The 25,535-nt window shown below is 48.4% G+C and carries 23 protein-coding genes; 2 read left to right on the top strand and 21 right to left on the bottom strand.

Annotation, left to right across the window (positions count from 1 at the left end):
- Nucleotides 1–103 precede the first annotated feature (103 nt).
- Entirely contained in the window at nt 104–466 is a 363-nt protein-coding gene (locus PGH26_RS01615; protein ID WP_323692294.1) for a response regulator, read from the bottom strand.
- A gap of 147 nt (nt 467–613) precedes the next feature.
- Here PGH26_RS01615 and PGH26_RS01610 point away from each other — a divergent pair, with 147 nt between their 5' ends.
- A complete protein-coding gene (locus PGH26_RS01610; protein WP_323692293.1) occupies nt 614–1,129 on the top strand; it encodes a DUF2529 family protein in 516 nt (171 codons plus the stop codon).
- A gap of 39 nt (nt 1,130–1,168) precedes the next feature.
- On the top strand, nt 1,169–1,510 hold the full coding sequence (locus PGH26_RS01605) for a ribosomal eL19 family protein (protein ID WP_323692292.1): 342 nt from the start codon (nt 1,169–1,171) through the stop codon (nt 1,508–1,510).
- Between the two features lie 75 nt (nt 1,511–1,585).
- Here PGH26_RS01605 and pyrG read toward each other — a convergent pair whose 3' ends face one another.
- The 20 genes from pyrG to PGH26_RS01505 all read right to left on the bottom strand — a co-directional run bounded on the left by pyrG (nt 1,586) and on the right by PGH26_RS01505 (nt 25,532).
- Nucleotides 1,586–3,187, bottom strand: a complete 1,602-nt coding sequence (gene pyrG, locus PGH26_RS01600) for a CTP synthase (protein ID WP_323692291.1) — start codon at nt 3,185–3,187, stop codon at nt 1,586–1,588.
- A 182-nt stretch (nt 3,188–3,369) separates the two neighbouring features.
- Nucleotides 3,370–3,918, bottom strand: coding sequence for a DNA-directed RNA polymerase subunit delta (rpoE, locus tag PGH26_RS01595; protein ID WP_323692290.1), 549 nt, complete (start codon nt 3,916–3,918; stop codon nt 3,370–3,372).
- Between the two features lie 51 nt (nt 3,919–3,969).
- Entirely contained in the window at nt 3,970–4,137 is a 168-nt protein-coding gene (locus PGH26_RS01590) for a hypothetical protein (protein WP_323692289.1), read from the bottom strand.
- Between the two features lie 446 nt (nt 4,138–4,583).
- Nucleotides 4,584–7,853, bottom strand: a complete 3,270-nt coding sequence (gene icmF / locus PGH26_RS01585; RefSeq protein ID WP_323692288.1) for a fused isobutyryl-CoA mutase/GTPase IcmF — start codon at nt 7,851–7,853, stop codon at nt 4,584–4,586.
- A 42-nt stretch (nt 7,854–7,895) separates the two neighbouring features.
- Nucleotides 7,896–8,528 (bottom strand): TetR/AcrR family transcriptional regulator, encoded by a 633-nt coding sequence (locus PGH26_RS01580; protein WP_323692287.1) that lies wholly within the window; start codon nt 8,526–8,528, stop codon nt 7,896–7,898.
- A gap of 15 nt (nt 8,529–8,543) precedes the next feature.
- Complete coding sequence (locus PGH26_RS01575) at nt 8,544–9,683, bottom strand: acyl-CoA dehydrogenase (RefSeq protein ID WP_323692286.1); 1,140 nt, start codon at nt 9,681–9,683, stop codon at nt 8,544–8,546.
- Nucleotides 9,684–9,827: 144 nt separating this feature from the next.
- Nucleotides 9,828–10,964 carry an acyl-CoA dehydrogenase gene (locus tag PGH26_RS01570; protein ID WP_323692285.1) on the bottom strand — a complete coding sequence of 379 codons (1,137 nt, stop codon included), beginning with the start codon at nt 10,962–10,964 and terminating at the stop codon, nt 9,828–9,830.
- A 14-nt stretch (nt 10,965–10,978) separates the two neighbouring features.
- Nucleotides 10,979–11,830, bottom strand: a complete 852-nt coding sequence (locus PGH26_RS01565; RefSeq protein ID WP_323692284.1) for a 3-hydroxybutyryl-CoA dehydrogenase — start codon at nt 11,828–11,830, stop codon at nt 10,979–10,981.
- Between the two features lie 439 nt (nt 11,831–12,269).
- The gene (locus PGH26_RS01560; RefSeq protein WP_323692283.1) at nt 12,270–13,463 is read right to left on the bottom strand and encodes an acetyl-CoA C-acetyltransferase; all 1,194 of its coding nucleotides are present in this window, start codon (nt 13,461–13,463) and stop codon (nt 12,270–12,272) included.
- A 189-nt stretch (nt 13,464–13,652) separates the two neighbouring features.
- A complete protein-coding gene (locus PGH26_RS01555) occupies nt 13,653–15,803 on the bottom strand; it encodes a heterodisulfide reductase-related iron-sulfur binding cluster (RefSeq protein ID WP_323692282.1) in 2,151 nt (716 codons plus the stop codon).
- Nucleotides 15,804–16,704: 901 nt separating this feature from the next.
- Nucleotides 16,705–17,385 carry an alpha-ribazole-5-phosphate synthase gene (locus PGH26_RS01550; RefSeq protein ID WP_323692281.1) on the bottom strand — a complete coding sequence of 227 codons (681 nt, stop codon included), beginning with the start codon at nt 17,383–17,385 and terminating at the stop codon, nt 16,705–16,707.
- Complete coding sequence (locus tag PGH26_RS01545) at nt 17,382–17,978, bottom strand: cob(I)yrinic acid a,c-diamide adenosyltransferase (RefSeq protein WP_323692280.1); 597 nt, start codon at nt 17,976–17,978, stop codon at nt 17,382–17,384. Before PGH26_RS01545 ends, PGH26_RS01550 begins: the two co-directional genes overlap by 4 nt.
- 14 nt (nt 17,979–17,992) lie before the next feature.
- Nucleotides 17,993–18,385: a bifunctional adenosylcobinamide kinase/adenosylcobinamide-phosphate guanylyltransferase gene (locus PGH26_RS01540; RefSeq protein ID WP_323692279.1), complete on the bottom strand. Its 393-nt coding sequence runs from the start codon at nt 18,383–18,385 to the stop codon at nt 17,993–17,995.
- A complete protein-coding gene (locus PGH26_RS01535; RefSeq protein WP_323692278.1) occupies nt 18,322–18,924 on the bottom strand; it encodes a histidine phosphatase family protein in 603 nt (200 codons plus the stop codon). The genes PGH26_RS01540 and PGH26_RS01535 overlap by 64 nt, the downstream gene beginning before the upstream one ends.
- A complete protein-coding gene (gene cobS, locus PGH26_RS01530; protein ID WP_323692277.1) occupies nt 18,897–19,658 on the bottom strand; it encodes an adenosylcobinamide-GDP ribazoletransferase in 762 nt (253 codons plus the stop codon). Before cobS ends, PGH26_RS01535 begins: the two co-directional genes overlap by 28 nt.
- Nucleotides 19,655–20,485 carry a cobyric acid synthase gene (locus PGH26_RS01525; RefSeq protein ID WP_323692276.1) on the bottom strand — a complete coding sequence of 277 codons (831 nt, stop codon included), beginning with the start codon at nt 20,483–20,485 and terminating at the stop codon, nt 19,655–19,657. Before PGH26_RS01525 ends, cobS begins: the two co-directional genes overlap by 4 nt.
- Complete coding sequence (gene cobD, locus PGH26_RS01520) at nt 20,482–22,140, bottom strand: threonine-phosphate decarboxylase CobD (protein ID WP_323692275.1); 1,659 nt, start codon at nt 22,138–22,140, stop codon at nt 20,482–20,484. The genes PGH26_RS01525 and cobD overlap by 4 nt, the downstream gene beginning before the upstream one ends.
- A complete protein-coding gene (cbiB, locus tag PGH26_RS01515; protein WP_431312511.1) occupies nt 22,127–23,095 on the bottom strand; it encodes an adenosylcobinamide-phosphate synthase CbiB in 969 nt (322 codons plus the stop codon). The genes cobD and cbiB overlap by 14 nt, the downstream gene beginning before the upstream one ends.
- A complete protein-coding gene (locus PGH26_RS01510) occupies nt 23,083–24,552 on the bottom strand; it encodes an adenosylcobinamide amidohydrolase (RefSeq protein WP_323692274.1) in 1,470 nt (489 codons plus the stop codon). Before PGH26_RS01510 ends, cbiB begins: the two co-directional genes overlap by 13 nt.
- On the bottom strand, nt 24,552–25,532 hold the full coding sequence (locus PGH26_RS01505; RefSeq protein ID WP_431312527.1) for a FecCD family ABC transporter permease: 981 nt from the start codon (nt 25,530–25,532) through the stop codon (nt 24,552–24,554). The genes PGH26_RS01510 and PGH26_RS01505 overlap by 1 nt, the downstream gene beginning before the upstream one ends.
- Nucleotides 25,533–25,535 lie beyond the last annotated feature (3 nt).

Below are 25,535 nucleotides of genomic sequence, written 5' to 3'. Positions count from 1 at the left end.
TCCTTCGAATATGGAAACGGATTGTGCTCGATTCATTTTTCAGATGTATTCCTACTTCATCATATCAAAAAAACCGATTCACTTCCACTTAAGGGAACAGGCACTATCGTTCTCGCAATAACTGTTCAATTGTCTGCCGCACTTCATGGATATCAAATGGTTTCGTAAAATAGTGGTCAGCTTGATGTGTTGTTTTTTGATTTGCAGATTCGATTTCGTCGTATGCCGTCATCATGACCACTGGGATATCCGGTCTGTCGTTTTTCACTTCCTGAAGCACTTCAGATCCGTTCATCCCGGGCATTTTCATGTCCAGCAGAATACAATCCGGATGATCGTTCTCCACACGAAGCAACGCCTCTTTGCCATTTGAGGCGAGGACGGTTTCATACCCTTCTTTTTTAAAAACTTCATCAAGCAACAGGCGTATGCCAGCCTGGTCATCTACAATCAACAACTTTTTCAAACTGTCCACTCCTTTTAAATTGTCCTTCTGTAAGTTCTACGAAACTATTGCGAATATTAATAGTTATTAGACAAAAACCCAAATAATCCTTCTTTTATCGCGAAATGTTTTCGTTTTCACTATACTACTACTTACGGAGGTGCAGTTATGAAAATGTTAACAACACAAGTTGCTGGTCTTTTGCAGCGCATTGGAACGAACCATGAAGAAGCGATTGAAGATACGGCTCGGCTTCTTGCCCAGGCAGCGGTTGGTGACGGGCGTGTAGTGCTGGTTGGGATAAACGAATTGAATGGCGTTGTCACAAATGCAATTGAAGGTGCTGAACCTTTTTCAAACGCGGCTCGTTATTCTAGTGATCTTAAGTTAGGCTCCATGGATCGAGTTTGGTTATTCACAAGGAAGTCCGCGGATTCAGCGGCTCTTGAACTTGCCCGGAATTTGGCAGCACAGGAGGTCTTGTTTGCGGTGGTGTCTTCAGAAAAAGCATCTGAAGAGAATGAACTTTCCGAGCTTGCAGATGTGTACATTTCAACAGGAATTTCAAAAGGATTGCTCCCGAATGATGAAGGCCAACGGGTTGTACAGCCCCATTTGCTGGCATCCTTGTTTGTTTATGAGGCCGCTAAGCTTTCTTATGATGAAATGCTGGCGGATTTTTAAGGGATTGCAGATTGGTAAGGCTTGCGTTGTGGGGGTGGAATGAGCGGGTTGCTAGCGGGAACGAGCGGGTTGCCACCGGGAACGAGCGGGTTGCCACCCCAAACGAGCGGGTTCACGCCCGGAACGAGCGGGTTCACGCCCGGAACGAGCGGGTTCACGCCCGGAACGAGCGGGTTGCCCCCCGGAATGAGCGGGTTTCTCGCGGGAACGAGCGGGTTGTCCCCGAGAACGAGCGGGTTGCCACCGGGAACGGGCGGGTTCACGCCCGGAACGAGCGGGTTCACGCCCGGAATGAGCGGGTTCGCCCGGAACGAGCGGGTTGCCACCCCAAACGAGCCGGTTCACGAGGTGAGCCAGCCGATTCCGGCACGGAATAAATAAATCTGCAAAATCCCAGCTTATACAAAGAAAAACCCCTCAATTCCGCAGCGAAGCGGAATTGAGGGGTTTTAACTATTATTTTTGGTGTGCAAGTGCCGCTTCCACAAAGCTCTTAATAAGAGGTTGCGGACGCGTTGGACGTGAAACGAATTCCGGATGGAACTGACATCCGATGAAGAATGGATGACTTGGCACTTCGATAATTTCAACTAGACGCTCATCCGGGCTAATGCCTGAAATCACCATGCCTGCTTCTTCAAACTGCTTTTTATACGCAGTATTGAACTCATAACGGTGACGGTGACGTTCTTCCACAAGCTCTGAGCCATATGCTTCGTGAGCTTTTGAACCTTTTTTCACTTCACATGGATAGCTTCCCAGGCGCAATTCGCTTTCGTCTTCGCGGCCGTTGCGGAAGTCCGGGTGCAATAAGAAGATTGGATCCTTCGTATGTGCATCGAATTCAACAGAATGCGCTTGTCCAAGTCCCATAACATCGCGTGCATATTCAACTGCAGAGAGTTGCATACCTAGACCTGTTCCGAGGAACGGAAGATCGTTTTTACGTGCATACGCAATTGCATGAATCATGCCATCTACGCCGCGCTCTCCGAAACCAGCCGGTACCAGCAAGCCGTCAACGTCTGACAGTAATTCTGCAACATTTGCCGAAGTGATCTCTTCAGAATTAATCCACTTAATGTCAATATCTGCATCAAATGCATACCCTGCATGATACATCGCTTCAACGAGTGAAATGTATGCATCTTGCAGCTCCACGTATTTACCTACAAGTGCTACACGTACCGTTTTCGATAGGTTTTTCACAAGGCTGACAAGTTTTTTCACTTCGTCCATTTCAGGCTGCTTCACTTCTAAACCGAGGAAATCGACGACAATATCGTCCATTTTTTGTTCGTGCAAGCGAAGCGGTACTTCGTATAACGTTTCTGCGTCTCTTGCTTCGATTACTTCTTCAGGCTTGATGTTACAGAACAATGAAATCTTGTCTTTCATTTCTTGTGGAACCGGATATTCACTGCGCAATACAATCATGTTTGGCTGGATGCCCAGGCTGCGGAGCTCTTTTACACTGTGTTGTGTCGGTTTTGTTTTCAATTCGCCTGCAGCTTTCAAATAAGGAACGAGTGTATTGTGAATGTACATCACATCGTTTTTGCCTAAGTCCGTTTTCATTTGACGGATTGCTTCAAGGTACGGCAATGATTCGAAGTCGCCGACACTTCCGCCGATTTCAGTTATAACAACATCTGCGTGCATTTCTTGTCCTGCGCGCTTGATGAGTGTTTTAATTTCGTTTGTGATGTGCGGAATGACTTGAACAGTCGCTCCGTTATACTCTCCGTTCCGTTCTTTTTGAAGAACAAGCGAGTACACTTTACCCATCGTAATATTAGAATACTGGTTTAAATCGATGTCGATGAAGCGCTCATAGTGACCAATGTCAAGATCCGTCTCTGCACCATCTTGAGTGACGAACACTTCACCGTGCTGAAGCGGGCTCATCATCGTCGGGTCGATATTGATGTATGGATCGAACTTTTGCATCGTCACTTGTAAGCCGCGATTTTTAAGAAGTCTTCCTAGGGATGCTGCATTTATGCCTTTTCCGAGTGAGGAAACGACACCGCCTGTAATGAATATATATTTCGTCATGAATGATTCCTCCAATGTGTTTTATAGTCGGGAAAAGCTGATTTTCAACCGGTTCAATAACGAAAAAACGCCCCTGCTGCAGTCTTCACTGCAGAAGGAGCGCTTAAACATCCGTTCGTTTGTCCTTTAAAAAGGAGCCCAATTAGATTGTATAGCGGAGGACTTTATAAGTCAAGAAAAGATTATATTTCCTCTTCTTCGTCGTCCTCTTCTTCCTCATCTTCTTCGTCCAATTCGATATCTTCATCTGGAATGATTTCAAGACCTTCGGCAGGATCTTCGACTTCATCCTCGTCCGGATCTGTTTCTTCTTCGTCATCGAGGTCTTTTTCGTCACCTAGTTCTTCATAGTCTTCTTCGAAGATTTCATCCTCGTCCAAGTCATCCAGGTCTTCCAATTCTTCGTCGTCATCGTCTGTAGCTTTTTTCTTTTTCTTACGAGTTTTAACGACAGGCGCTGTTTCTTCTTCGATTTGGTCAACTGGATACCATTCACGAAGTGCCCAGCCGCCATCGTTCATTGCCATGAAACGGCCATCGACGTTGATGTCAGTATAGAATTGTGGAAGGCGTTCTTCTATTTCTTTTTTGCTGCGTCCTGTAAGACTGCGGATTTCGTCCAATAGTTTTTGAAATGCAATGGGTTCGCGACGCTCTTCAAAAATTGCAAAGCTGATGTCGATCATTGATTCCTCAAGTAGTTGTTCTTTTGTCATGTTTTTGTAGTCCATGAGTTGCACGCCCTTTCTGAAGCCTTTTTCATGTATTCGACTGGTGCTTTGTTACTGAGTTTTTCTAGTTCTACGGAATCGCTTGAATTCTTTCCAGCTGATCACGAGTAAGTAGACGGCCGCGAGCAGGAAGGGAATTGCACCGAATCCTTCTCCGTAGAGGAGATATGTCAGTACGATTAGTGTGATTATGATAACAAGATGAAGTGCTATCTTCAACTTCCGCACCCCTTTTCGGCCATTCTATATAGTATACTCGGGTATTGGGTTTAAAATCCACTGAAATTCATTTTGTTTGTGAATAAATTCGGGTGGGGTAGTAGGACGGTGTTGATCTGCACTTCAGGCGGACGCTTTCCGGGGGGCTTGAATTCAGCCTCCTCAGTTCGCTTCGCTTCTTGCGGGGTCTTCATTCTTCGCTTATCCCCCAGGAGTCGCCGCCTTTCGTTTCGATCAACGGATAATCTAGCTATACTGAGTATACTTTGAGACTTTTGAGTCGAAGGAGATTTCTTTGAAAGTATTGATAAACTTAGAAACCGAAAATCATAACTACCTTTCACATTACTTAGATGGATAATAGTAAGCAAGTCCTATTCCAATTCTACAAGTAACATACAAATAAGCACTAAATAGAGCGAGGGGTTTCCCCCCGCTCTTTTTTGTTACATGTTGCGGCGGTATTGGCCGCCTACTTCGTATAGGGCGTTGGTGATTTGGCCGAGGCTTGCGACTTTTACGGTGTCCATGAGGGCCTCGAAGATGTTGCCGCCAGAGATGGCGAGTTGTTTCAGATCTGTTAGGGCTTGTTCTGCTTCGCTGCTGTGCGCGGATTGGAAAGCGCGCAAGTTTTTGATTTGTGTTTCTTTTTCTTCTTGAGTGGCGCGTGCCAGTTCCATGCTGTCGATGTCTTCTTCAGATGGCGGGTTCGGGTTCAAATACGTATTGACTCCGATGATCGGGAGTTCGCCTGAATGCTTTTTCATCTCATACAGCATGGATTCTTCTTGAATTTTCCCGCGTTGGTACTGCGTTTCCATTGAGCCGAGAACGCCTCCGCGGTCGTTCAGTTTGTCGAATTCCTGAAGGACTGCTTCTTCGACAAGGTCTGTCAATTCTTCTGCGATGAATGATCCTTGGAGCGGGTTTTCGTTCTTCGAAAGACCGTGCTCTTTTGTAATGATCATCTGGATTGCCATTGCGCGGCGAACGGATTCCTCCGTTGGTGTCGTGATCGCTTCATCATACGCATTGGTGTGGAGCGAGTTGCAGTTATCCTGCAATGCCATAAGCGCTTGCAATGTTGTCCGGATATCATTGAAATCGATTTCTTGTGCATGAAGCGAACGGCCGGATGTCTGGACGTGATACTTCAGCTTCTGGCTGCGGTCGTTTGCGCCGTATTTCTCGCGCATCGCGACCGCCCAGATGCGGCGTGCCACGCGGCCAATCACTGTGTACTCGGGATCGAGACCGTTCGAGAAGAAGAACGATAAGTTCGGTGCGAAGTCATCGATGTTCATCCCGCGGCTCAAGTAGTATTCAACGTACGTGAAGCCGTTCGCGAGTGTGAATGCGAGCTGTGAAATCGGATTCGCACCGGCTTCTGCAATGTGATAGCCCGAAATGGAAACAGAATAATAGTTTCTTACCTTTTTATTGATGAAATACTGCTGGATATCCCCCATCATACGAAGCGCAAATTCTGTCGAGAAGATACATGTATTTTGCCCTTGGTCTTCTTTCAAAATATCGGCTTGCACCGTCCCGCGTACGACTTTCAGCGTTGCTTCCCGGACTTCCGTGAATTCATCTACAGATAACGTGCGGCCAAGTTCTTCTTCCTGTTTCTTCACTTGCTGATCAATCGCAGTGTTCATGAACATCGCGAGGATAATCGGCGCTGGGCCATTGATTGTCATCGAAACGGATGTGGCAGGCGCGCATAAGTCAAATCCATCATAGAGTTTCTTCATATCCTCTAATGTACAGATATTGACGCCAGACTCTCCTACTTTTCCGTAAATATCCGGACGCTCATCCGGGTCTTCTCCGTAAAGTGTCACAGAGTCAAAGGCAGTCGACAAACGTTTGGCATCGTCGTCTTTCGACAAGTAATGGAACCGGCGATTGGTGCGTTCCGGTGTTCCTTCTCCCGCGAACTGACGCTTCGGATCTTCCCCTTCGCGTTTGAACGGGAATACGCCCGCTGTGTACGGATACGATCCAGGAACATTTTCTTTGTAGACCCAACGAATGATTTCGCCGTAGTCTTTAAACTTCGGCAGCGCGACTTTAGGAATTTTTAATCCGGATAAACTCGTTGTTGTAAGTGCCGTCCGAAGTTCTTTATCCCGAATTTTCGTCACGAATTCGTCTTGTGCATACGAATCTTTCAACGTGTTCCAGTTATCGAGAATACGGCGGGATTCCGCTGTCATTTCATCGCGCACATTATCATGAAGCGTTTCAAGTGATTTCACGAGTGCATCATCTGGCGTTTTCTCACGTACTTCTGCGAGCGCTCCTTCGAGCTGATACAACCGTGTTGCGAGGTGTGCTTGCTGTTCTGCATGTTTATGGTAGCCGCGGACCGTGTTCGCAATTTCACGCAAATATTGCAGACGGTCGTTCGGAATGATGACGTTTTGTTTCTGTGTTTTCACGAATTCCGTGTAAGAAGTCGTCCAGTCACTGCCGCACTTTTTGTTGAGCGTATCCACAATTGCAGCAAATAACGTGTTCGTTCCTTTGTCATTGAACTGACTAGCGATTGTGCCATAAACTGGCATCGACTCCAAAGGCTGATCAAAAAGCAGTCGACTGCGCTGATATTGCTTTTGGACTTGACTCAAAGCGTCTTCCGAACCTTTACGCTCGAATTTATTGATGGCGATCAAATCTGCAAAGTCGATCATGTCAATTTTCTCAAGTTGAGATGGCGCACCGAATTCACTCGTCATGACGTACATCGAAACGTCTGAAACTTCGTCGATTTCTGCGTCCCCTTGCCCGATTCCGCTCGTTTCCACGATGATCAGATCATACCCCGCCACTTTGACGATATCGAGTACATCTTTTAACGCACCTGAAAGTTCCGTACGAGACCCGCGAGTTGCGAGACTGCGCATGAATACACGTTTGTTGAAGATCGCATTCATCCGGATCCGGTCACCGAGAAGCGCACCGCCCGTTTTTTGTTTCGTCGGGTCGATGGATAGAATCGCGACTTTCCGATCGGGCAGTTCATGAAGGAATCTGCGAATCAATTCATCTGTTAATGAACTCTTTCCGGCTCCGCCTGTTCCCGTTATCCCGAGAACTGGTGTCCCTTTCGACATTTCGCGCGCACGATTTAATAGCGTTGTAGCTTTCTCGTCTTGATCGGCATAATGCTCTTCAGCATACGTGATGAGGTTCGCAAGCAGTTCGGGCTTTGTCGTTTCGACTTGCTCCAAATAAGCCATTTCGTCCTTCACTTCCGTTGCGTAATCACACTCTTCGACCATGCGGTTAATCATCCCTTGCAGGCCGAGTTTACGGCCGTCTTCAGGAGAGAAAATCCAAGCAATACCGTATTGGTGCAGCTCTTTGATTTCTTTCGGGATAATGACTCCGCCCCCGCCGCCATAGATTTTAATATGACCTGCGCCGCGTTCTTTCAATAAGTCGTACATGTATTTGAAGTACTCAACGTGTCCGCCTTGGTACGATGAAATCGCGATTCCCTGGACGTCTTCCTGGATTGCCGCGTTCACGACCTCTTCGACAGAGCGGTTGTGTCCGAGGTGAATTACTTCAGCGCCTGTTGACTGTAAAATGCGGCGCATAATATTAATGCTCGCATCATGTCCGTCAAATAGACTCGATGCCGTAACAAATCGCACGTGATGTGTCGGTTTATAAATTTCCTGCTGCGTTTCTGCTGTTGCCATATTCGTGCACCCCTTTTGCGTTGTATTCCATTTCCCCAATCATTAATTGCTCGCTGGCTTCACTAATCCGTTCAGTAACTGATCGGTTTGAAATTCTATATAGCCATCTAACTGATACATTTGCTGCAGTTCCCATCTGCGGAATGCCCACATTTGTCCTTGGATGACAATGTGATGGGCAGCGAGCTTAACGCTGCTATCCGCAATGCGAAGCTCCCCGGCTGCAGCACACGCACTAAGCAGCGATTCAAATAATCCCGTCATTGCGCGTTCTTTTTTCAGTACATAATCAAGTGCGCCTTTTGGCAATGATTTCGATTCCTGGTACATGACGACGAATTCATCCGATAAATCATCGACCAGCCGATAGTAGACGTCGATTGCGCGGGTCAGGCCGCCAATTGTTGCTTCTTCGTCGGCGATTCCTGAAAGCCGGTGCTGCACTTCATCGTAAATCGTGTCACAAACGAGGTACAGTACGTCTTCTTTCGTACGGATGTATTCGTAAAGTGTCCCGATACTAAAGCCTGCTTCTTTTGCGATTTCACGCGTCGTTGACCGATGAAACCCTTTTTGCTTGAACAATCGGACGGCGCCATGAATGATTTGCTCGCGTCTTTTTTCGATTAACTCGCCATCTTTTACAGACGACTTTACTTGGTGCTTCAGTTCCATCATCTGACCCCCTTTTTACTTCGTCAGCATACGGGAGATGACGAGGCGCTGCACTTCTTGCGTGCCTTCATAGATTTGTGTGATTTTCGCATCACGCATGAAGCGCTCAACTGGATAGTCTTTCGTATATCCGTATCCGCCATAGACTTGAACCGCTTCTGTTGTAACTTTCATCGCTGTGTCACCCGCCATGAGTTTCGCCATTGCAGATGCTTTTCCGTATGGCAGATTGTTGGACTCGAGCCATGCAGCCTGGTAAGTCAATAGACGAGACGCTTCCGTTGCAGTCGCCATATCAGCGAGTTTGAACCCGATTCCCTGGTTCGCAGCAATCGGCTTCCCGAATTGCACGCGCTCTTTTGCGTAACCTGTTGCAGCATCCAGTGCACCTTGAGCAATTCCGACCGCTTGTGCAGCGATTCCGTTGCGTCCGCCATCGAGCGTTTTCATTGCGATAATGAAACCTTGACCTTCTTCACCGAGCATGTTTTCTTTCGGCACACGGCAGTTGTCAAAGATGATTTCCGTAGTTGGTGATGAACGAATGCCAAGCTTTTTCTCTTTTTTCCCAACAGAGAAGCCTGGGTAGTCTGCTTCCACAATAAATGCAGTCGTCCCTTTATGTTTCGAGTCTGCATCTGTGACAGCGAAGACGATGTAAATATCCGCGATGCCGCCGTTTGTGATGAAGATTTTCGATCCGTTCAGGATATAGTCGTCACCGTCGAGCTTAGCCGTTGTTTTCATGCCGCCCGCGTCCGATCCTGATTGAGGTTCTGTCAGCCCATACGCACCGATTTTAGATCCTTCAGCCATTGGACGGAGGTATTTTTGCTTCTGTTCTTCCGTTCCGTATTTGAAAACAGGCCATCCAGCGAGAGATGTGTGCGCGGAAAGTGTAACGCCAGTTGATGCACAAACGCGTGACAATTCTTCGACTGCGATCACGTATGCGAGATAATCGCCGCCAATGCCGCCGTATTCTTCCGGCCAAGGAATCCCCGTTAGTCCGAGTTCTGCCATCTTTTTAAAAATATCCATGTCGAAGCGTTCTTCTTCATCGCGTTCAGCTGCTGTCGGCGCGACATCTTTTTCTGCAAAGTCGCGGACCATCTTGCGGATCATTTCGTGTTCTTCAGAAAGTGTAAAGTTCATAGTGAGTTCCTCTTTTCTATTGGATTCGTTGGTTGCTTGAGCGGTTTCGTGTCTTGCTTGATCACTTTCCCGCTGGCTTGAGCGGATTCACTGCCTGCTTGATCACATCGCCCAGCGGGGTTTATTCCAATACTAATCTATAAATTACTTCGTCAGATTCTTAGAAATTACGATGCGTTGGATTTCGCTTGTGCCCTCGTAGATTTGAGTGACTTTCGCGTCACGGAAGTAGCGCTCGACGGGATAGTCTTTCGTGTAGCCATAGCCGCCGAATACTTGGACAGCTTCGATGGCGTTGTCCATTGCCGTTTGGGAAGCGAATAATTTCGCCATTGAAGCTTCTTGTGCGCATGGTTTGCCTTCAGCGCGCAGTTGAGCTGCTCTGTATACGAGTAATCGCGCCGCTTCTGCAGCGGTCGCCATGTCAGCAATCTTGAAGCCGATTCCTTGGTTCGCAGCAATTGGTTTGCCGAATTGGACACGTTCTTTTGAATAATCAACAGCTGCTTCAAGCGCAGCTTCTGAAATGCCGAGCGCTTGTGCGGCGATTCCGATTCGGCCGACGTCTAGGTTGGCCATTGCGATTTTGAAACCGGCATTTTCTTCACCCAGCAAGTTGGCTTCAGGTACAAACATGTCTTCGAACGTGAGCTGGACGGTACGTGAGCCATGCATACCCATCTTCTCTTCGTTCTTTCCGATAATTAATCCTGGAGTGTCGCCGTCCACGATGAACGCTGATATTCCATACGAACCTTTTGATGGATCCGTTGCGGCGAAGACGATATATACGTCCGCTTCCCCGCCATTAGTGATGAATACTTTCGAACCGTTCAACACATAACCGCCGTCTTTTTTCACAGCGCGCGTTTTAAGGGAGCCTGCGTCTGAGCCCGATGCAGGTTCTGTCAGACAGAATGCACCCAGTAATTCGCCGGCCGCCATTCTCTTCAAGTAGCGTTCTTTCTGCTCCTCTGTTCCGAAGTAAAGAATCGGATTCGTTCCGACCGATGTATGTACAGACAAAATGACTCCCACCGTTGCGTGTACTTTTGAAAGTTCGTGGATTGCACTGATGTACGAGACGAAATCCATACCGGCGCCCCCGTACTCTTCAGGAACGGTGATCCCCATAAGCCCGAGTTCACCCATCTTTTTAACGATTTCCGCCGGGAATTCATCTGCTTCCAAATTAGGAATGAATGGTTCGATTTCCGCTTTGGCAAAGTCCTTGACCAGTTTGCGCATCATCTGTTGTTCTTCGGTGAAATGGAAATCCATATGTTAGTCCCCTTTTATGAGTACGAGTAGAAGCCCCGCCCTGATTTTTTGCCAAGCCATCCAGCGTTTACGTATTTACGAAGCAATGCACACGGACGGTATTTCGGATCGCCATAACCCTCTTGCAGCGTTTCTAAAATGTACAAGCATGTGTCGAGTCCGATGAAATCTGCGAGTTGAAGCGGCCCCATTGGGTGGTTCATTCCAAGTTTCATCACTTCGTCGATTGCTTCTTTCGTTGCTACTCCTTCTTGCAGTGTGAAAATCGCTTCGTTGATCATCGGCATAAGCACGCGGTTTGCGACAAATCCTGGATAGTCGTTCACTTCCACAGGTACTTTACCAAGTTTGTTCGTCATCTCTTCCACCGCTTGATACACGTCATCTGATGTGGATAAACCGCGAATGATTTCGACAAGTTTCATAACAGGCACCGGGTTCATATAATGCATGCCGATGACGTGTTCCGGCCGTTTCGTTGCCGCTGCGATTTCAGTAATGGGCAATGATGATGTGTTCGTCGCGAGAATCGTATGGGAAGGTGCAATTTCATCCAGTTGTTTGAATATGGATTTTTTGATATCCATGTTTTCAACAGCTGCCTCAATCACGATATCAACGTTTTTCGCATCATTGATGTCGAGTGATTTCGTAATGCGTCCAAGGACAGCTTGTTTTTCGTCTTCAGTCATTCGCTGTTTTTCAACGTTGCGTGCTAAGTTTTTCTCGATGACTGCGATCCCTTTTGCATACGATTCTTCTTTCACATCATTGAGCGTTACATTGAATCCAGCCTGCGCGCAGACTTGCGCGATGCCGCCGCCCATTTGACCAGCGCCGATTACCATTACGTTTTGAATGTTCATATCGATTCATCCTTTCAGAGTCGTGTTGATGGATGTTGCCAATTTCATAATCTAGAAATGATCATAAACTCGCGATTACGATCATAAACCTTGAAATATGCTCATAAACTTGTGATTACGATCATAAAACTAGAATTGTGATCATAAACTCAAATTTCCGCTCATAAGCAGCAAAAAGTGATCATAAACTTGTGAATTACGCTCATAACCAATCGCACGCGGCAGAATCACATATTACAAATGCCTTCACCTGCCGCGCCAAGTGCACTTTACCAATCAAAACCAAGATTAATTGGTGTGCTCCGCTTCGCGAAGCATTTTCTGCAGGGAGGAGGGGGCATTTGGCTCTTTCATTGAATCCAGCCCTTTCCTTCCCCTCTGACTTTGACCATAAATCTTGTTTTCTGCCCATAAACTTCCCAAACAACAGCCCAGCTGGTTATTGTTTCGGAACTTCAATCATGATTGCGTCGCCCTGACCTCCGCCGGAGCAGATTGCTGCAACGCCGATTCCGCCGCCGCGGCGCTTCAGTTCGTACGCAAGTGTCAAAATGATCCGCGCACCGCTCGCGCCGATGGGATGACCGAGTGCGACTGCGCCGCCGTTGACGTTCACTTTTTCCGGATCGAGTTTTGCAATTTCTGAACTCGCGAGTGCAACGACTGCGAATGCTTCATTGATTTCAAATAGGTCGATCTCTTCAATCGATTTCCCTGTTTTCTTAAGGATTTCATTGATCACCAGCCCTGGAGTTTGCGGGAAGTTTTCAGGCTCCACTGCAACTTCTGCGTGACCGATCACCGTTGCGAGAACGTTTTTGCCTTCGCGGTCTGCCCGCTCGTCACTCATTAATACGAGTGCACATGCACCGTCGTTTACACCAGGCGCGTTCCCTGCAGTGACGGATCCATCTTTACCGAATGCCGGGCGAAGTTTCGCCAGCACTTCGAGTGACGTATCTTTCCGCGGCGCTTCGTCTGTATTAACGACGATGGGGTCGCCTTTACGCTGAGGAATTTCAACTGGTGTGATTTCTTCAGCAAACAGCCCTTTCTCCATCGCAGCTACGGCAAGCTGATGACTGCGCAATGCCCACTCATCTTGACGTTCACGTGTCACATTAAACGCTTCAGCTGTTGAGTTTCCGAATGTCCCCATGTGAACATTTCCTGGTGAAAACGAATCGGAAAGCCCATCGTAGATCATGCCATCGACGAGGGTTGCGTCACCCATGCGTAATCCGAAACGACCTTTCGGCAAGTAGTACGGTGCGTTCGACATGGACTCCATGCCGCCTGCAACGATGACTTCTTCATCCCCCAGTCGAATCAGCTGATCGCCAAGCGTTACACTGCGCATACCGGATGCACATACTTTATTTATCGTTTCTGTTTTCACTTTCCATGGAAGGCCGGCTTTTGTCGCCGCTTGTCTCGATGGAATTTGTCCTTGCCCCGCTTGCAGCACCGTTCCAAAAATCACTTCGTCGACGTCTGCCGCTTCCACTCCCGAGCGTTCCAGCGCGGATTTAATCGCCGCTCCGCCTAAATCACTTGCAGTAAGGGTTTGCAGTGCGCCACCCATTTTTCCAAAAGCAGTTCGTGCGCCGTCAATCAATACTGTCTTAACCATTTTCATCATCCTCCAGTTTTTTGATAACGTTTACATTTCGGTGTGCAAGGAGCGACTGAACGCTCGCTCGGTTAGGTTTCATCAGAAAGGGGAAGCACTGGTGCTCCCCCTCGGTTAATTTAATTCACAATTCTGTTCTGTTCGACTGTCTCAATTGTAGGACAAATCTGGTATTCTGGCAAATCCTTTTTACTGAAGTACTGGTTCTAATTCAGATTCAGATCCGTCTGCGATTCCTTCTCCAAATACGGAACGTTCAAGAAGCTCAGCGATGTCGTACGTTCCGACCGTTTCTTCCACTTCAATTGCTTTCGTTCCGTCCGACAGCATCGTTAAGCAATACGGACATCCGGAAGAAATAATACCCGGTGTCACTTCCATGGCCTGCTCTGTACGAGCGACGTTGATGCGGTGACCTGCGTCTTCTTCCATCCACATGAGACCTCCGCCAGCGCCACAGCACATGCCGTCTTGACGGTTTCGTTTCATCTCTACCAAGTTGACACCTGGGATAGATTTCAAAATTTCACGCGGTGCGTCGTACACATCGTTGTAACGGCCCAGGTAACACGAATCGTGGAATGTAATCGTTTCTTCGATTGCATGCTGTGGCTTCAAACGGCCTTGTTGGACAAGTTCGTGTAAAAGCTCGGTATGGTGATACACTTCGGCAGTGAAGCCAAAGTCAGGATATTCGTTTTTGAAAATGTTGAATGCGTGCGGGTCAATCGTGACAATCTTTTTCACTTCCGCTTTTTCGAATTCAGCGATGTTAGCCGTCGCAAGCTCTTGGAATAAGAATTCATTTCCAAGACGGCGCGGTGTGTCACCGGAGTTCTTCTCCTTATTTCCAAGGATGGCGAATGAAACCCCTGCTTCGTTCAGCAAGTGCGCGAAGGACAACGCGATTTTTTGTGAACGGTTGTCGAATGCCCCCATTGAGCCGACCCATAGTAAGTATTCGAAGGATTCGTCAGCTTTTTTCAGTTCTTTCACCGTTGGAATCTTAAGATCCGGACGTGCGTCACGCCAGTTCTCTTTCTCTTTACGGTTCAGTCCCCATGGATTTCCTTGGCGTTCGATGTTTGTCATCGCGCGCTGTGCATCTGCATCCATTTTACCTTCTGTCATGACAAGATAACGGCGAAGGTCGATGATTTTATCAACATGCTCGTTCATTACCGGACATTGGTCTTCACAGTTACGGCACGTCGTACATGCCCAAATTTCTTCTTCAGTGATGACATCGCCAATCAAAGATGGATTGTAAATGTCGTCCATCGTTGCGCCTTCAAGACCAGCGGCAAGTGCGATTTGGTTCCCTTTTGTGTTGCTGAACATGAAACTTGGCACCCAAGGCTTTTGTTTTGTTGTCAATGCGCCTGTGTTCGTCAAGTTATCGCGCAGTTTTGTGATCAAGTCCATCGGGGACAGCATTTTCCCTGTTCCCGTAGCCGGACACATATTCGTACAGCGGCCGCATTCCACACACGCATACAAGTCAATCATCTGCAGCTGAGTGAAGTCCGTGATTTTGCCGACGCCAAGTGTCGGCATTTCATCTTCGTCTTCAATTTCTTCTAGTGCTTCAAAATCGATCGGCGCAAGTTTTCCGCGGCGGTCGAAACGCATCATATACGTATTGACAGGTCCGGCAATCAAGTGCGCGTGCTTCGATTGCGGCACATACACGAGGAATGTGAGCAATGTAAGCAAGTGAACCCACCATGCTACGAAGAAGATCGCTGCTGCAGCGGTTGGGGACAGGAAACTGAAAACGCTTGCAATTCCTGACGCCATAGGCTCCGTCCAAGTCGTTGCATGGTTATGCCAAATCATGTTCATACCGTTTGCAACGAGCGTCGAAATCATCAGTGAACCGATGAAGATGAGGACAAGTCCTGATTTCCAGCCGCGTTTCAAGCGGACAAGTTTTTCCATGTAACGGCGGTAGAATGCCCAAACAACCGCTACAAGGATGACTGCTACAACAATCTCCTGGAAGAATGTGAAGAAGGGATAGACCGGTCCGAACGGTAAGTGTGAATCCGGTTTTAATCCTTTCCAAATGAGATCGATTGCACCAAATTGCACGAGCAGGAACCCATAGAAAAACATCACGTGAATGGAACCGCTCTTTTTATCTTTCAATAGTTTCTTTTGTCCGAATACGTTAACCCAAACTTCTTTGAGGCGTTTCTGTACATTGTTATCAAAGTCCTCTTTTTGCCCGAGTCGGATAAATTGTGTGCGTGTTTTAATTAAATAAGTAAACAGCGCCAGTCCATATGCGACAACGCCCAGGAATAAAACCCAGTTGGCGATTAATAAAGGTGTCATGATGTCCTCCCCTTTGTGTGTATGTAATGAATGTTCTTACTAGTCTAGATGAATTGAGGCAGTTTGTCGATGCGTTCCTTACTAGTTTAAGATATGAATGAGCATTCAGTCAATGAAAATTTTGAAATAACGGTGAATTCTGATGAAGTGCAGGCTGGTCGCGAATCAAGTTGACTAGTTGCAGCCAGATTGCCGCGCGAGTGTTTGATTGGGGGGTTGAAGTTTTGAGTGGTTTCTGAGGTTTAAGAGGTTTATGATCACTTTCCAAGCTTTATGAGCGCTTTCCCAGGTTTATGATCACTTCTCCTGGTTTATGAGCACTTTTCCATGTTTATGAGCACTTCTACAGTTTTATGAGCACTTCCACATGGTTATGATCACTTCTGCTGGTTTATGAGCATTTCCCCATGTTTATGAGCGCTTCTCCAGTTTTATGAGCATTTCCCCAGGTTTATGATCACTTCTCCTGCTTTATGAGCGCTTTCCCAGGTTTATGATCACTTCTCCTGGTTTATGAGCATTTCCCCATGTTTATGAGCATTTCCCCATGTTTATGAGCACTTCTCCAGTTTTATAAGCATTTCCCCATGTTTATGAGCACTTCTCCAGTTTTATAAGCACTTCCACATGGTTATGATCACTGCTCCATGTTTATGATCACTTCCACATGGTTATGATCACTTTCACATGGTTATGATCACTTTCCAAGCTTTATGAGCACTTCCCCATATTTATGAGCATAATTCGTGATTTATGATCAAATCCCTCTATTTTTGATCACACCCTTAGATTTCAACGCTCAGAGAATCCGCTCACTCCCCTACAAACCCGCACGAAAAAGCGAAGCGCTGCCAATCAATCCTTTGAACTTCAGGATTGTGATGAAGCAGCGCTTACAGTTTCATTTCAAAGGATGCAGTAACGATCCAAAGTGGTGTTTTGCCTCTGCTCGTTTTTCCGAATCCATTTGGAGCAGCACTACGGTCGATGGGCCTGCAGAGCAAGTACCGTCGAGCGGACTTGTGACTAAACGATTCGGATCCTCCGTGATTGCTCGCCATTCCGCCAAAATTCCGCTGGATCCGACTGGCCAGAGGCGCTGAATCAGTCCGCTGCGGCGTGCTTCGTCCAAGACCGTCAGCGACGCAATTTCAGAACCCTTTGTAAGCACCTCTTCACCTGAGAGGGGGGTTCCATATGTATACCAATCTCCGGTTGACTCGCTGGATTCGACTGTCTGCTTCCCCAGCAGCGTCACCGCAACAGCGGATTGGCGCATTGACATATTCGTTTCACTGCTGCCGCTGATGGGGGGCATCGCGGCTCCGATTTCATCGAATACATCACGGATTCCTTCGCAATACCGATCCCAACTCGCGTCCCCGCTGAAGTTATGGAGCAATACAGCTGCAGGTTCCGCTCCCGCTGCCCACTGTTCAAGCAGTGCGACGCGGGCTGCGAAACGAGCAGTAATCTGGTCAGGAACGGCGACGAGATCATCCATCTTCTCCCCGATCCCTCCTGAATTGTCCGTCGTGACAATCCAGTCACCGAGCTGCATCGCGTTCCGGTATGCGGTCATTCGCTTGCGTTATCCTTTTTGTCTTTCGCTCCCGTACGGAACACTTTCGCGCTGCGGACGTATTCGTTGTCTGAAACAGTTGCACGCTTGTTCACAATACGAGCTGCGACGAACAAATAGTCCGATAGACGGTTCAAGTAGCGCTGAACAGTACCTGGTACGTCTTCTTCATTCTTCATGAGTGTTACCGTAATTCGTTCTGCACGGCGCGTAACTGTTCTGCAGATGTGAAGGGACGCAGCGGCATGTGATCCGCCCGGCAGGATGAATTTCTCCAGTGGCGGCGCTTCTTCCATCAGTTCGTCAATGCGCTGCTCCAGCACTTCGATTGGTTCATCGGACAATTTGTAATGACGCTCTTTCATGACATTCGCGAGGTCTCCGCCGCCATCGAACAATTCGTTCTGAACTGCTTCAAGGTCGTCAAAAATGTCACGGCACGTTTCTAAGTCCAGTTCTGCCATCGCTTTTCCGATGAATGAATTCAGTTCATCAATCGTGCCATACGCTTCTACGCGCAAGCTGTCTTTGTCGACACGTCCTCCAATTAAACTCGTTTGCCCTTTGTCCCCTGTTTTTGTATAGATTTTCATGTAAACTCTCCCCTTTACTTCAATTTTTGTGGAATGCCGTACCAAATCCTTGTGACTTCTGCAGCCTCTTTCAATAAATGCTGGTTCAGCCGTCCGCATGCATCGCGAAGCGCGCGTTCACTCGCATCCATTGGCACAATCCCTCTTCCGATATCTGTTAAAATGATCGTTATGCTTTTCCCTGATACAGCATACAAGAAGTCTTGAATCGCTTTGTCTTCATCGTCCAGCTGCGTCTCCATCCACTCTTCTATATTGCATAGAACCGCCTGCTGATCGCTGGACAGCTTAGACACTTCCGCTAAATCGAGCAAGGTTTCATCCCCCAGCCAGCAGGTTTCTTCTAGCATTCTTTCTCGGACGAATTTCCGTTTTCCGTTCGCATTTCCACCGATAACGATGTGCATCGCTGTCCCTCCTTCCACTGTTCTTCTGACTCCCAGTGAAACCGGCAGATTGAACCGTGCGGGACATTCCAGGACCAGAATTCACGTTGTTCAGGAGCAAATCGCGCTAAAAGCAATCGAATCGGCCCGCCATGTGTCACGACATGTGCCCCTGCAGGCAATTCCTGGAACGCCTTCAAAACGCGCGTTTCTACTTGTTGCAGTGATTCGCCGTCAGGCGGTGAAATCGCCGACGGATCGTCCACCCAATTTCGGTAATGTGAATACCTTTCAAGCTGAGTATACGTTTTCCCTTCAAATTGACCAAAATTACATTCTCGAAAACGGCGATCCGCAACATAGGCCGCGTTCGGAAACAGCAATGCCGCAGTTTGTCTCGCCCGCAGCAAATCACTGCCGTGAACCGTCCGAATCGTACGATCATATGGCTCCGCGTCAGACGGAATGATGGGTTCATCCGTCCAGCCAACGTATTGCCGTTTGCCATTCCCCGCAGTCGGCAAATGCCGAATTACAACAAACTCAACACCGTGATCCATAACACGACCTCCATTCCTTCAATGAACGCCCCGCTTAAATCTCCCGTGACGCCTCCAAAATTACGAATGGTCCACGACCGATAGAGCAGAAGTGAAAGACCCGTCACACCCGCAATGACTAACGGCAGAATAACAGTATCCAAAACAATTCCGATGGCCATTAATCCTGCTGCCAAGCATACAATCGTCCAGCAAATAAGCGGTCCGCGATTCAGCTTTTCCAGAAAAAAGTACGCCATGCCGCTTGCTTTCGCAGGTTTCGCTGTAACAAAGTAAATCACCATAGCACCACGGGCAAAAAACGGAACTGCGATCAGGACACTGACGCTTGCATGATTCGCTGCAATCAATTCTTGAAGCAAAGCGAATTTCAATAGGATGAACACGATGAGTCCCAGTGTGCCGAATGCGCCGATTCGGGGATCCGCGAGAATTTCATGGCGCCTTGTCTGATCACGATACGAAAAATACGCATCACTGGTGTCTGCCACTCCGTCCAAATGCAAGCCTCCCGTGAGAGCAATCCCGACAATCAGCGTCAAGACTGCAGCAAGAATTGACCCGAATCCAAGCCAGTCACTTAACAGAATACTTGCAGTCATCCCCAGGCCAATCAATATTCCGACAAACGGCAGCGCGCCATACATCGCCGTGACATGCCGCTTTTCCATCGGCAGCTCTTTCCGGATGGGAATGCTTGTGAAAAACTGCAGCGCTAGCAATATGCCATTCATCGGCTGGCTACTCCCATAATCTCTTTCAGCAAAGTCCAGTCGATATGATTCTGTACGTGTTCAGACCACGCATCATAAGGATCCACTCCGCTCGGCGCTTGCGTTTCCGGTCGTTCGGTATCTTCTTCCGCGATTCCGTGATCGCTTTTGAATGGCAGCACGCCAGCTACTGGAATCCCCGTATACGATTCGATGAATTCAATCCCCTCTTGGAATCCCGCGGGGTCCCCTTTGAATTTATTGACAATAATCGCTTTTACACGGTTTCGCTCCGTTGGCTTCAGCAATTCCAGTGTCCCTATGATGGATGCAAACACACCGCCCCGGTCGATGTCCGCAACAAGTATGACAGGAACGTCCGCCAGTTCAGCGACTCGCATGTTTACGATGTCGCGTGCGAGTAAATTCATCTCAACAGGGCTCCCGGCACCTTCGATAACAATCGCTTCAAATGACTCGTTTAACGATTCGAGTGAATGTCCAATTGCTTTTATTGCCTGCTCATAATAGACATCGCGATACGCCATTCCACTTACAGGTTCGAGTCGTTTGCCGCAAAACGTACCAGTCAATGTTCCATCAGACGCAGGCTGCAAGATGATTGGGTTCATGTCCGCAGCCGGCTCGACCCGTGCAGCTTCGGCTTGGATGAATTGCGCACGGCTGATTGGTGTCCCGTCCATTGCGAGTTCAGTATATGGGGATAAATTCTGGGATTTGAACGGCGCCACGCGTATTCCGTCATTCGCGAGCAGCCGGCATAGCGCTGTGCAGACTAGGCTTTTTCCTACGTCCGAGGCGGTTCCCATGACCATGATTCCTTTCATCCGTGCATCCCTCCTTGTTTATGGACAATCGGCAATCCGCTGTCCATTTCAATCGCAGTATCCGCTAGCGCAACAATTGCTTGATGGATGTTTCCGAGTACCTGTGTGTACGTACGTGTGATTTCTTCCGTTTTCAATGGTTCATCAAACACTTCGTTTGAAACAATGACGAATTGATTCGAACGTTGTTGAATCTGCTCGATTGTCTTCAGCAATGTATTCACCTTTTGCTCGATGCAGTCCTTCTGCAAAATACAAGGTGTCCCTGACTCCCAGCCTTCAAATGCTTCGTTTCCAAGCCATGTCGTGACGCAGTCCCAAAGGACATGGTCGCCTGGCAGCAAGTGCAGCAGCACATCCTCCAAATGAGTTGGCTGTTCAATCGTCATCCAGCCGTCGTTCGCCCGATCTGATTGATGGCGCGCAATCCTTGCTGCCATTTCGTCGTCAGTTGAGGTACCGGAAGCGATGTAAACGAGACGGCCGCCAGTCTGTTTTGCTTCTTTTCGGACAAGTTGTTCTGCGCAGGCACTTTTACCGCTTCGCACCCCACCGCTTATGAATGTCAATGTGCCGCAGGTTTTATCCAAAAGAGGAGCTAATGCATTCCGTAAGAGATCCATTTCAGCGGCAGATTTCATGCCGATTCGGAGCCATTGACCGTCGAGCCCTTTGAAGTTCTCGGTATGACGAACGACGATTCCTTGGTTAAGAAGTTGAATGAATATGTCACTTGCAGCACGATCTACAGGCGGCTGGAATAGAATGAAGTTCGCAACAGAGTCGATTACTTTGCAGCCATGTGCGGTTAAAAAGCCGGTCATTTTAAGTCGTTCTTCAACTGCTTGTTGAATGGAATGCTCGCGGTAGTCCGCTTGCTGCAAGCAAATCGCGCCGAGCTGCGCTGCAATCGCGTTGATGTTCCAATGGGGGGCACTTTGCTTGAGCGAGTCAATTCGATCAGGATGTGCAACCGCATATCCAAGGCGGATTCCTGGAATCGCGTATAATTTCGTCATCGAACGGACGACAATCACATTCGGATAGTGCTCGATTTCCGGAATGAACGACAAGGTTTCATCGACCCAATCAATGAATGCTTCGTCCAGAACAACATCGCAGGAAACCGTTGCTGCATGCTGAATAAGAGAGACTAATTCAGATCGGCCCGGCAATACACCGGTCGGATTGTTGGGTGTACATATGTATAGGACGTCCGCTGTTTCCATTGTGCTTTTGAGTTCGTCGACTGGCAGTGCGAATCCGTTTTCTTCGCGTGCTTGGACATGAGTGAAGTGTGCCCCCGCAGCGGTTAACGTCGCTTCGTATTCCGAGAACGTCGGGTGAACGAGAATTGCTCGTTTCCCCCGATATTGATTGGCAATGAGCGATAGAATTTCTGCTGCTCCATTGCCGAGAATGAGTTGAGCAGCTTCGATTCTATGAAACGCTGCGACCGCTGAGCGGAACGGTTCACCGGTCGGATCTGGATAACGGGCAATGGCCGGCAGAAGTTCGATCCAGCTAGTTTGAATCGCTACAGGCGGACCTATCGGATTACAATTCTCGCTGAAATCGAGGATCTTTGGCGGTCGCTTGAGGTTCAATGTTTCGTATAATTTGTGCGGGTTCGCACCATGGTCAGGCAATGGCATAGATGATCCCTCCGATGATGATGCCGAGCGCCCAAACGCCTGAGGCAGCGCGTTTCAATTGGACGAGTGTTTGATCGATATGAATGGCAGTGAGTTTTTGTAAGTTCGGACCAAACTTTGGTCGGCGGGATGCGACACCTTTATAACTATTTGTTCCGCCAAGCTGGACGCCAAGCTGCCAGGCGGTAGCCGCTTCCAGGTAGCCGCTGTTCGGACTCGGGTGTTTTTTCGCATCTGTCCGCCATCCTTCGAGTCGCTTCCGAAGCGGGATGCCTCCTTCATTTTTCGACAGAATGAGGATAAAGAATCCTGTAATTCTCGCTGGAATGAAATTCAGTACGTCGTCTGCGCGTGCGGAGGCCGTTCCGAATTGACGATACCGGTCATCCTTATAGCCGACCATCGAGTCCAATGTGTTCACAGCTTTGTACAGCCACAACCCCGGAGCCCCGAGAATGAATGCGAAGAAAAGGGGCGCCGTGACGCCGTCTGAAATGTTTTCCGATACCGTTTCTACCACACCGCGGGTGATTTCAGATTCGTCCAGCCTGTCCGTATCACGTCCGACAATCCACGAAAGTTTCACACGCGCTTCTTTCATATCCTTTGCCATGAGCGGTTTCGCGACGTCTAGCGCTGCGGTGCGTAAACTTTTTTGTGCCAGTCCGATTGCAATCAGAACCGTTTCGACTGCAACTCCAGCTGCCGGATTCCACCAATAGGCTGTGAATGATAATAGCGCCGCTACTAGGAATGTTGGCAGGACAACTAAGAGCAGCAAGATGAATCCTTTGGCAGTGCGCTTGCTTCCTTTGTTCAAGCCGTTTGTCAGTTTAGAAATGTACGTACCAATCCAACGCACAGGATGCGGCCAATGGGGCGGATCTCCAATAAGCTTATCTAGGAAAAACCCGAGTGTTACAGCGAGCAGATGGGAACCTATCAAGACTCCCATCCTTTTGCCTCCTTATATGTCTGGATTGCGCGGATCGTGCATTCATAAACGCCTGTCCCAATCAATTTTCCGAGCGGTGTGATGGGTCCTGCGTAAGGAAGTTCTGGACCTGTTTGCGTTGCTGCGACAAGTAAACTATCCGTGGAAGTGCCTGTTGCTTGAGTCCTAGTTAACGGATCCAGGATGTTTTCCGTTTGAAGCGCACGTGTTTTCGCTTCCGTTGCGGTGATCATTGCTTGGATGAATGCTTCATCAGAAAGCCTTCCGTTGACAATCATCCACGTGTTAATGGTGCCGACATGCGCTTCTCTTTCAATGGCTTTTGAGACATCGACTGCATTCCCTACCCCCGCCGTCACTGCGATAATGATAGAAAGGCCTTCATCTGCATACGTCGCAATTTCAGCATGCAGCGTTTGGACAGCGGTCATCATGCCGACTGTATCGGTCAGATGATGACCTCCCTTTTCAAGGTACTCTTCCATTTCCTTTTTCACATCGTCGCAATCATAAGCTGCGTCTACATGACGATTGACGAACGTTGTATACCAGCCAGTTCCAGGATTATGGACGGCAGATGAAACCGTTTTGAGTGATTGAGGTGCGTGAAATTGAACACTGTCTGCGGTAACGGTGAACTGGGTTTCATCCACAACGAAAGGTTTTGTTGGGGTGTTATTCAGGGACGGCAGCAGCGTCATTTGCGGTTTTGGCAATTCCGGATGTGCTTGCGTTTTGACTGCTGCTTTGTAGACGGAATGAATAATGGGTTCCCGTACAACGTCTTGCGGCAAGCCGATTTTTGCGATTCCCCCTTTTTCCATGAGCAATAACCGATCGCAATAGAGTGCCGCCAAATTTATGTCATGGAAAACGGATACGACTGTTTTGCCTTCGTCTATTGCGAGACTTCTGACGGTGTCGAGCAATTGCTGCTGGTACGCGATGTCCAGATGGTTTGTGGGTTCATCCAATAACAAAAGCGGGGCTTGCTGGGCTAAGGCTTGTGCGACAAAAACTCGCTGCTGTTCTCCGCCTGATAACGATTCGATCAACGTATTTTCATAGCGCGTTACCCCTGTCCGTTCCATTGCGTGAGTTACGGCTGCCTCATCTTCAGCAGTCCACGAAGAGAAAAGTCCCGTCTGGTAGGGATAGCGTCCGAGTTCAACGGTTGCACGGACCGTGTGTGAAAATGCGTGTGCGTGCATTTGAGGAAGAACCGCAACGTTGCGTGCGAACTCTTTCGGTGAGTACCTGTCTGCATCTTTTCCACCGATTTCAACCGATCCCTCTTGTTTTGGTAAAATGCCCGAAATCATTTTCAGAAGCGTCGATTTCCCGCTGCCGTTCGGACCGAGAATGCCCAGAATTTCTCCAGGCTGCACGTTGAACGATACGTTTTTGACAATCGGTTCCTTGCCATATCCGCCTGTTACTCCCGTTACTTGTAACATTACGCTGTCCCTCCTTTCCGTTGCCGATAAAAGATGAATGCAAACACGGGTGCTCCGATTAATGCAGTGATGACGCCTACAGGCAGTTCCGTCGGCGAAATAATTGTGCGTGCAAGAAGGTCACAAATGATGAGCAGCGTTGCCCCGTTCATGAACGACAGCGTCAGCAGGTGACGATGATCCGACCCCCAAAGCAGGCGTGTCATGTGCGGGACGACGAGTCCGACGAAACCGATGGTGCCGGAAACAGAGACAGCTGCCCCGGTCAGGATGGAGCCGCCGATTAAGATGACGAGCTTGCGTCGTTTGACGTCGACGCCTAAGTGCTTCGCCCGGTCTTCTCCGAATAGCATTGCGTTCAGTTCTCTGCGGTTCATCCACAATAAAAATGAACCAATGATGGTGAATGGGAGAATCATGTTGATGTAATTCCAGCCGCGCATTGAGACGCTTCCGAGAAGCCAGCCGATGATTTGACGCAGTTCTTCACCTGTAAGCGCAATCATCAGTGAAAGCACTGAGCCGAGGAACGAGCCGAAAATGATTCCAGTTAATATGATCGTTTCCATGTTGAGACCGCGGTCGACGAGTTTGGCGAAGCCGAGGACGACAAACATCGTGATGGCGGCTCCCACCATACTGAAAACTGGGAGTGTGTAGAGACCAAGGAATGGAATGCTAATGCCAAAAAAGAGTGTCATCACAGCACCTACAGAGGCGCCGGATGACACTCCGAGGGTGTATGGATCTGCAAGCGGGTTTTTAAGTAACCCTTGAAATGCAGCACCAGCAATGGCAAGAGAGGCGCCGACGAGTCCAGCTAGGATAACGCGCGGCATTCTGATTTTCCATAAAATATTGGTCGCCGTCGTATCTGCTCCTTGGTTCCATAACGTGCTGATCGGCACGTGGACAGATCCGATAGATACACCGAGGCCAACTGCCGTTAAAAGAACGGCAGCTGAAACGATGTAGGCGATCAG

It is taken from the genome of Sporosarcina jeotgali (assembly GCF_033304595.1).
Taxonomy (GTDB): Bacteria; Bacillota; Bacilli; order Bacillales_A; family Planococcaceae; genus Sporosarcina; species Sporosarcina jeotgali.
Note: the sequence above shows the minus strand (reverse complement) of the source record. Positions and strands in the feature narration are given on the sequence as shown.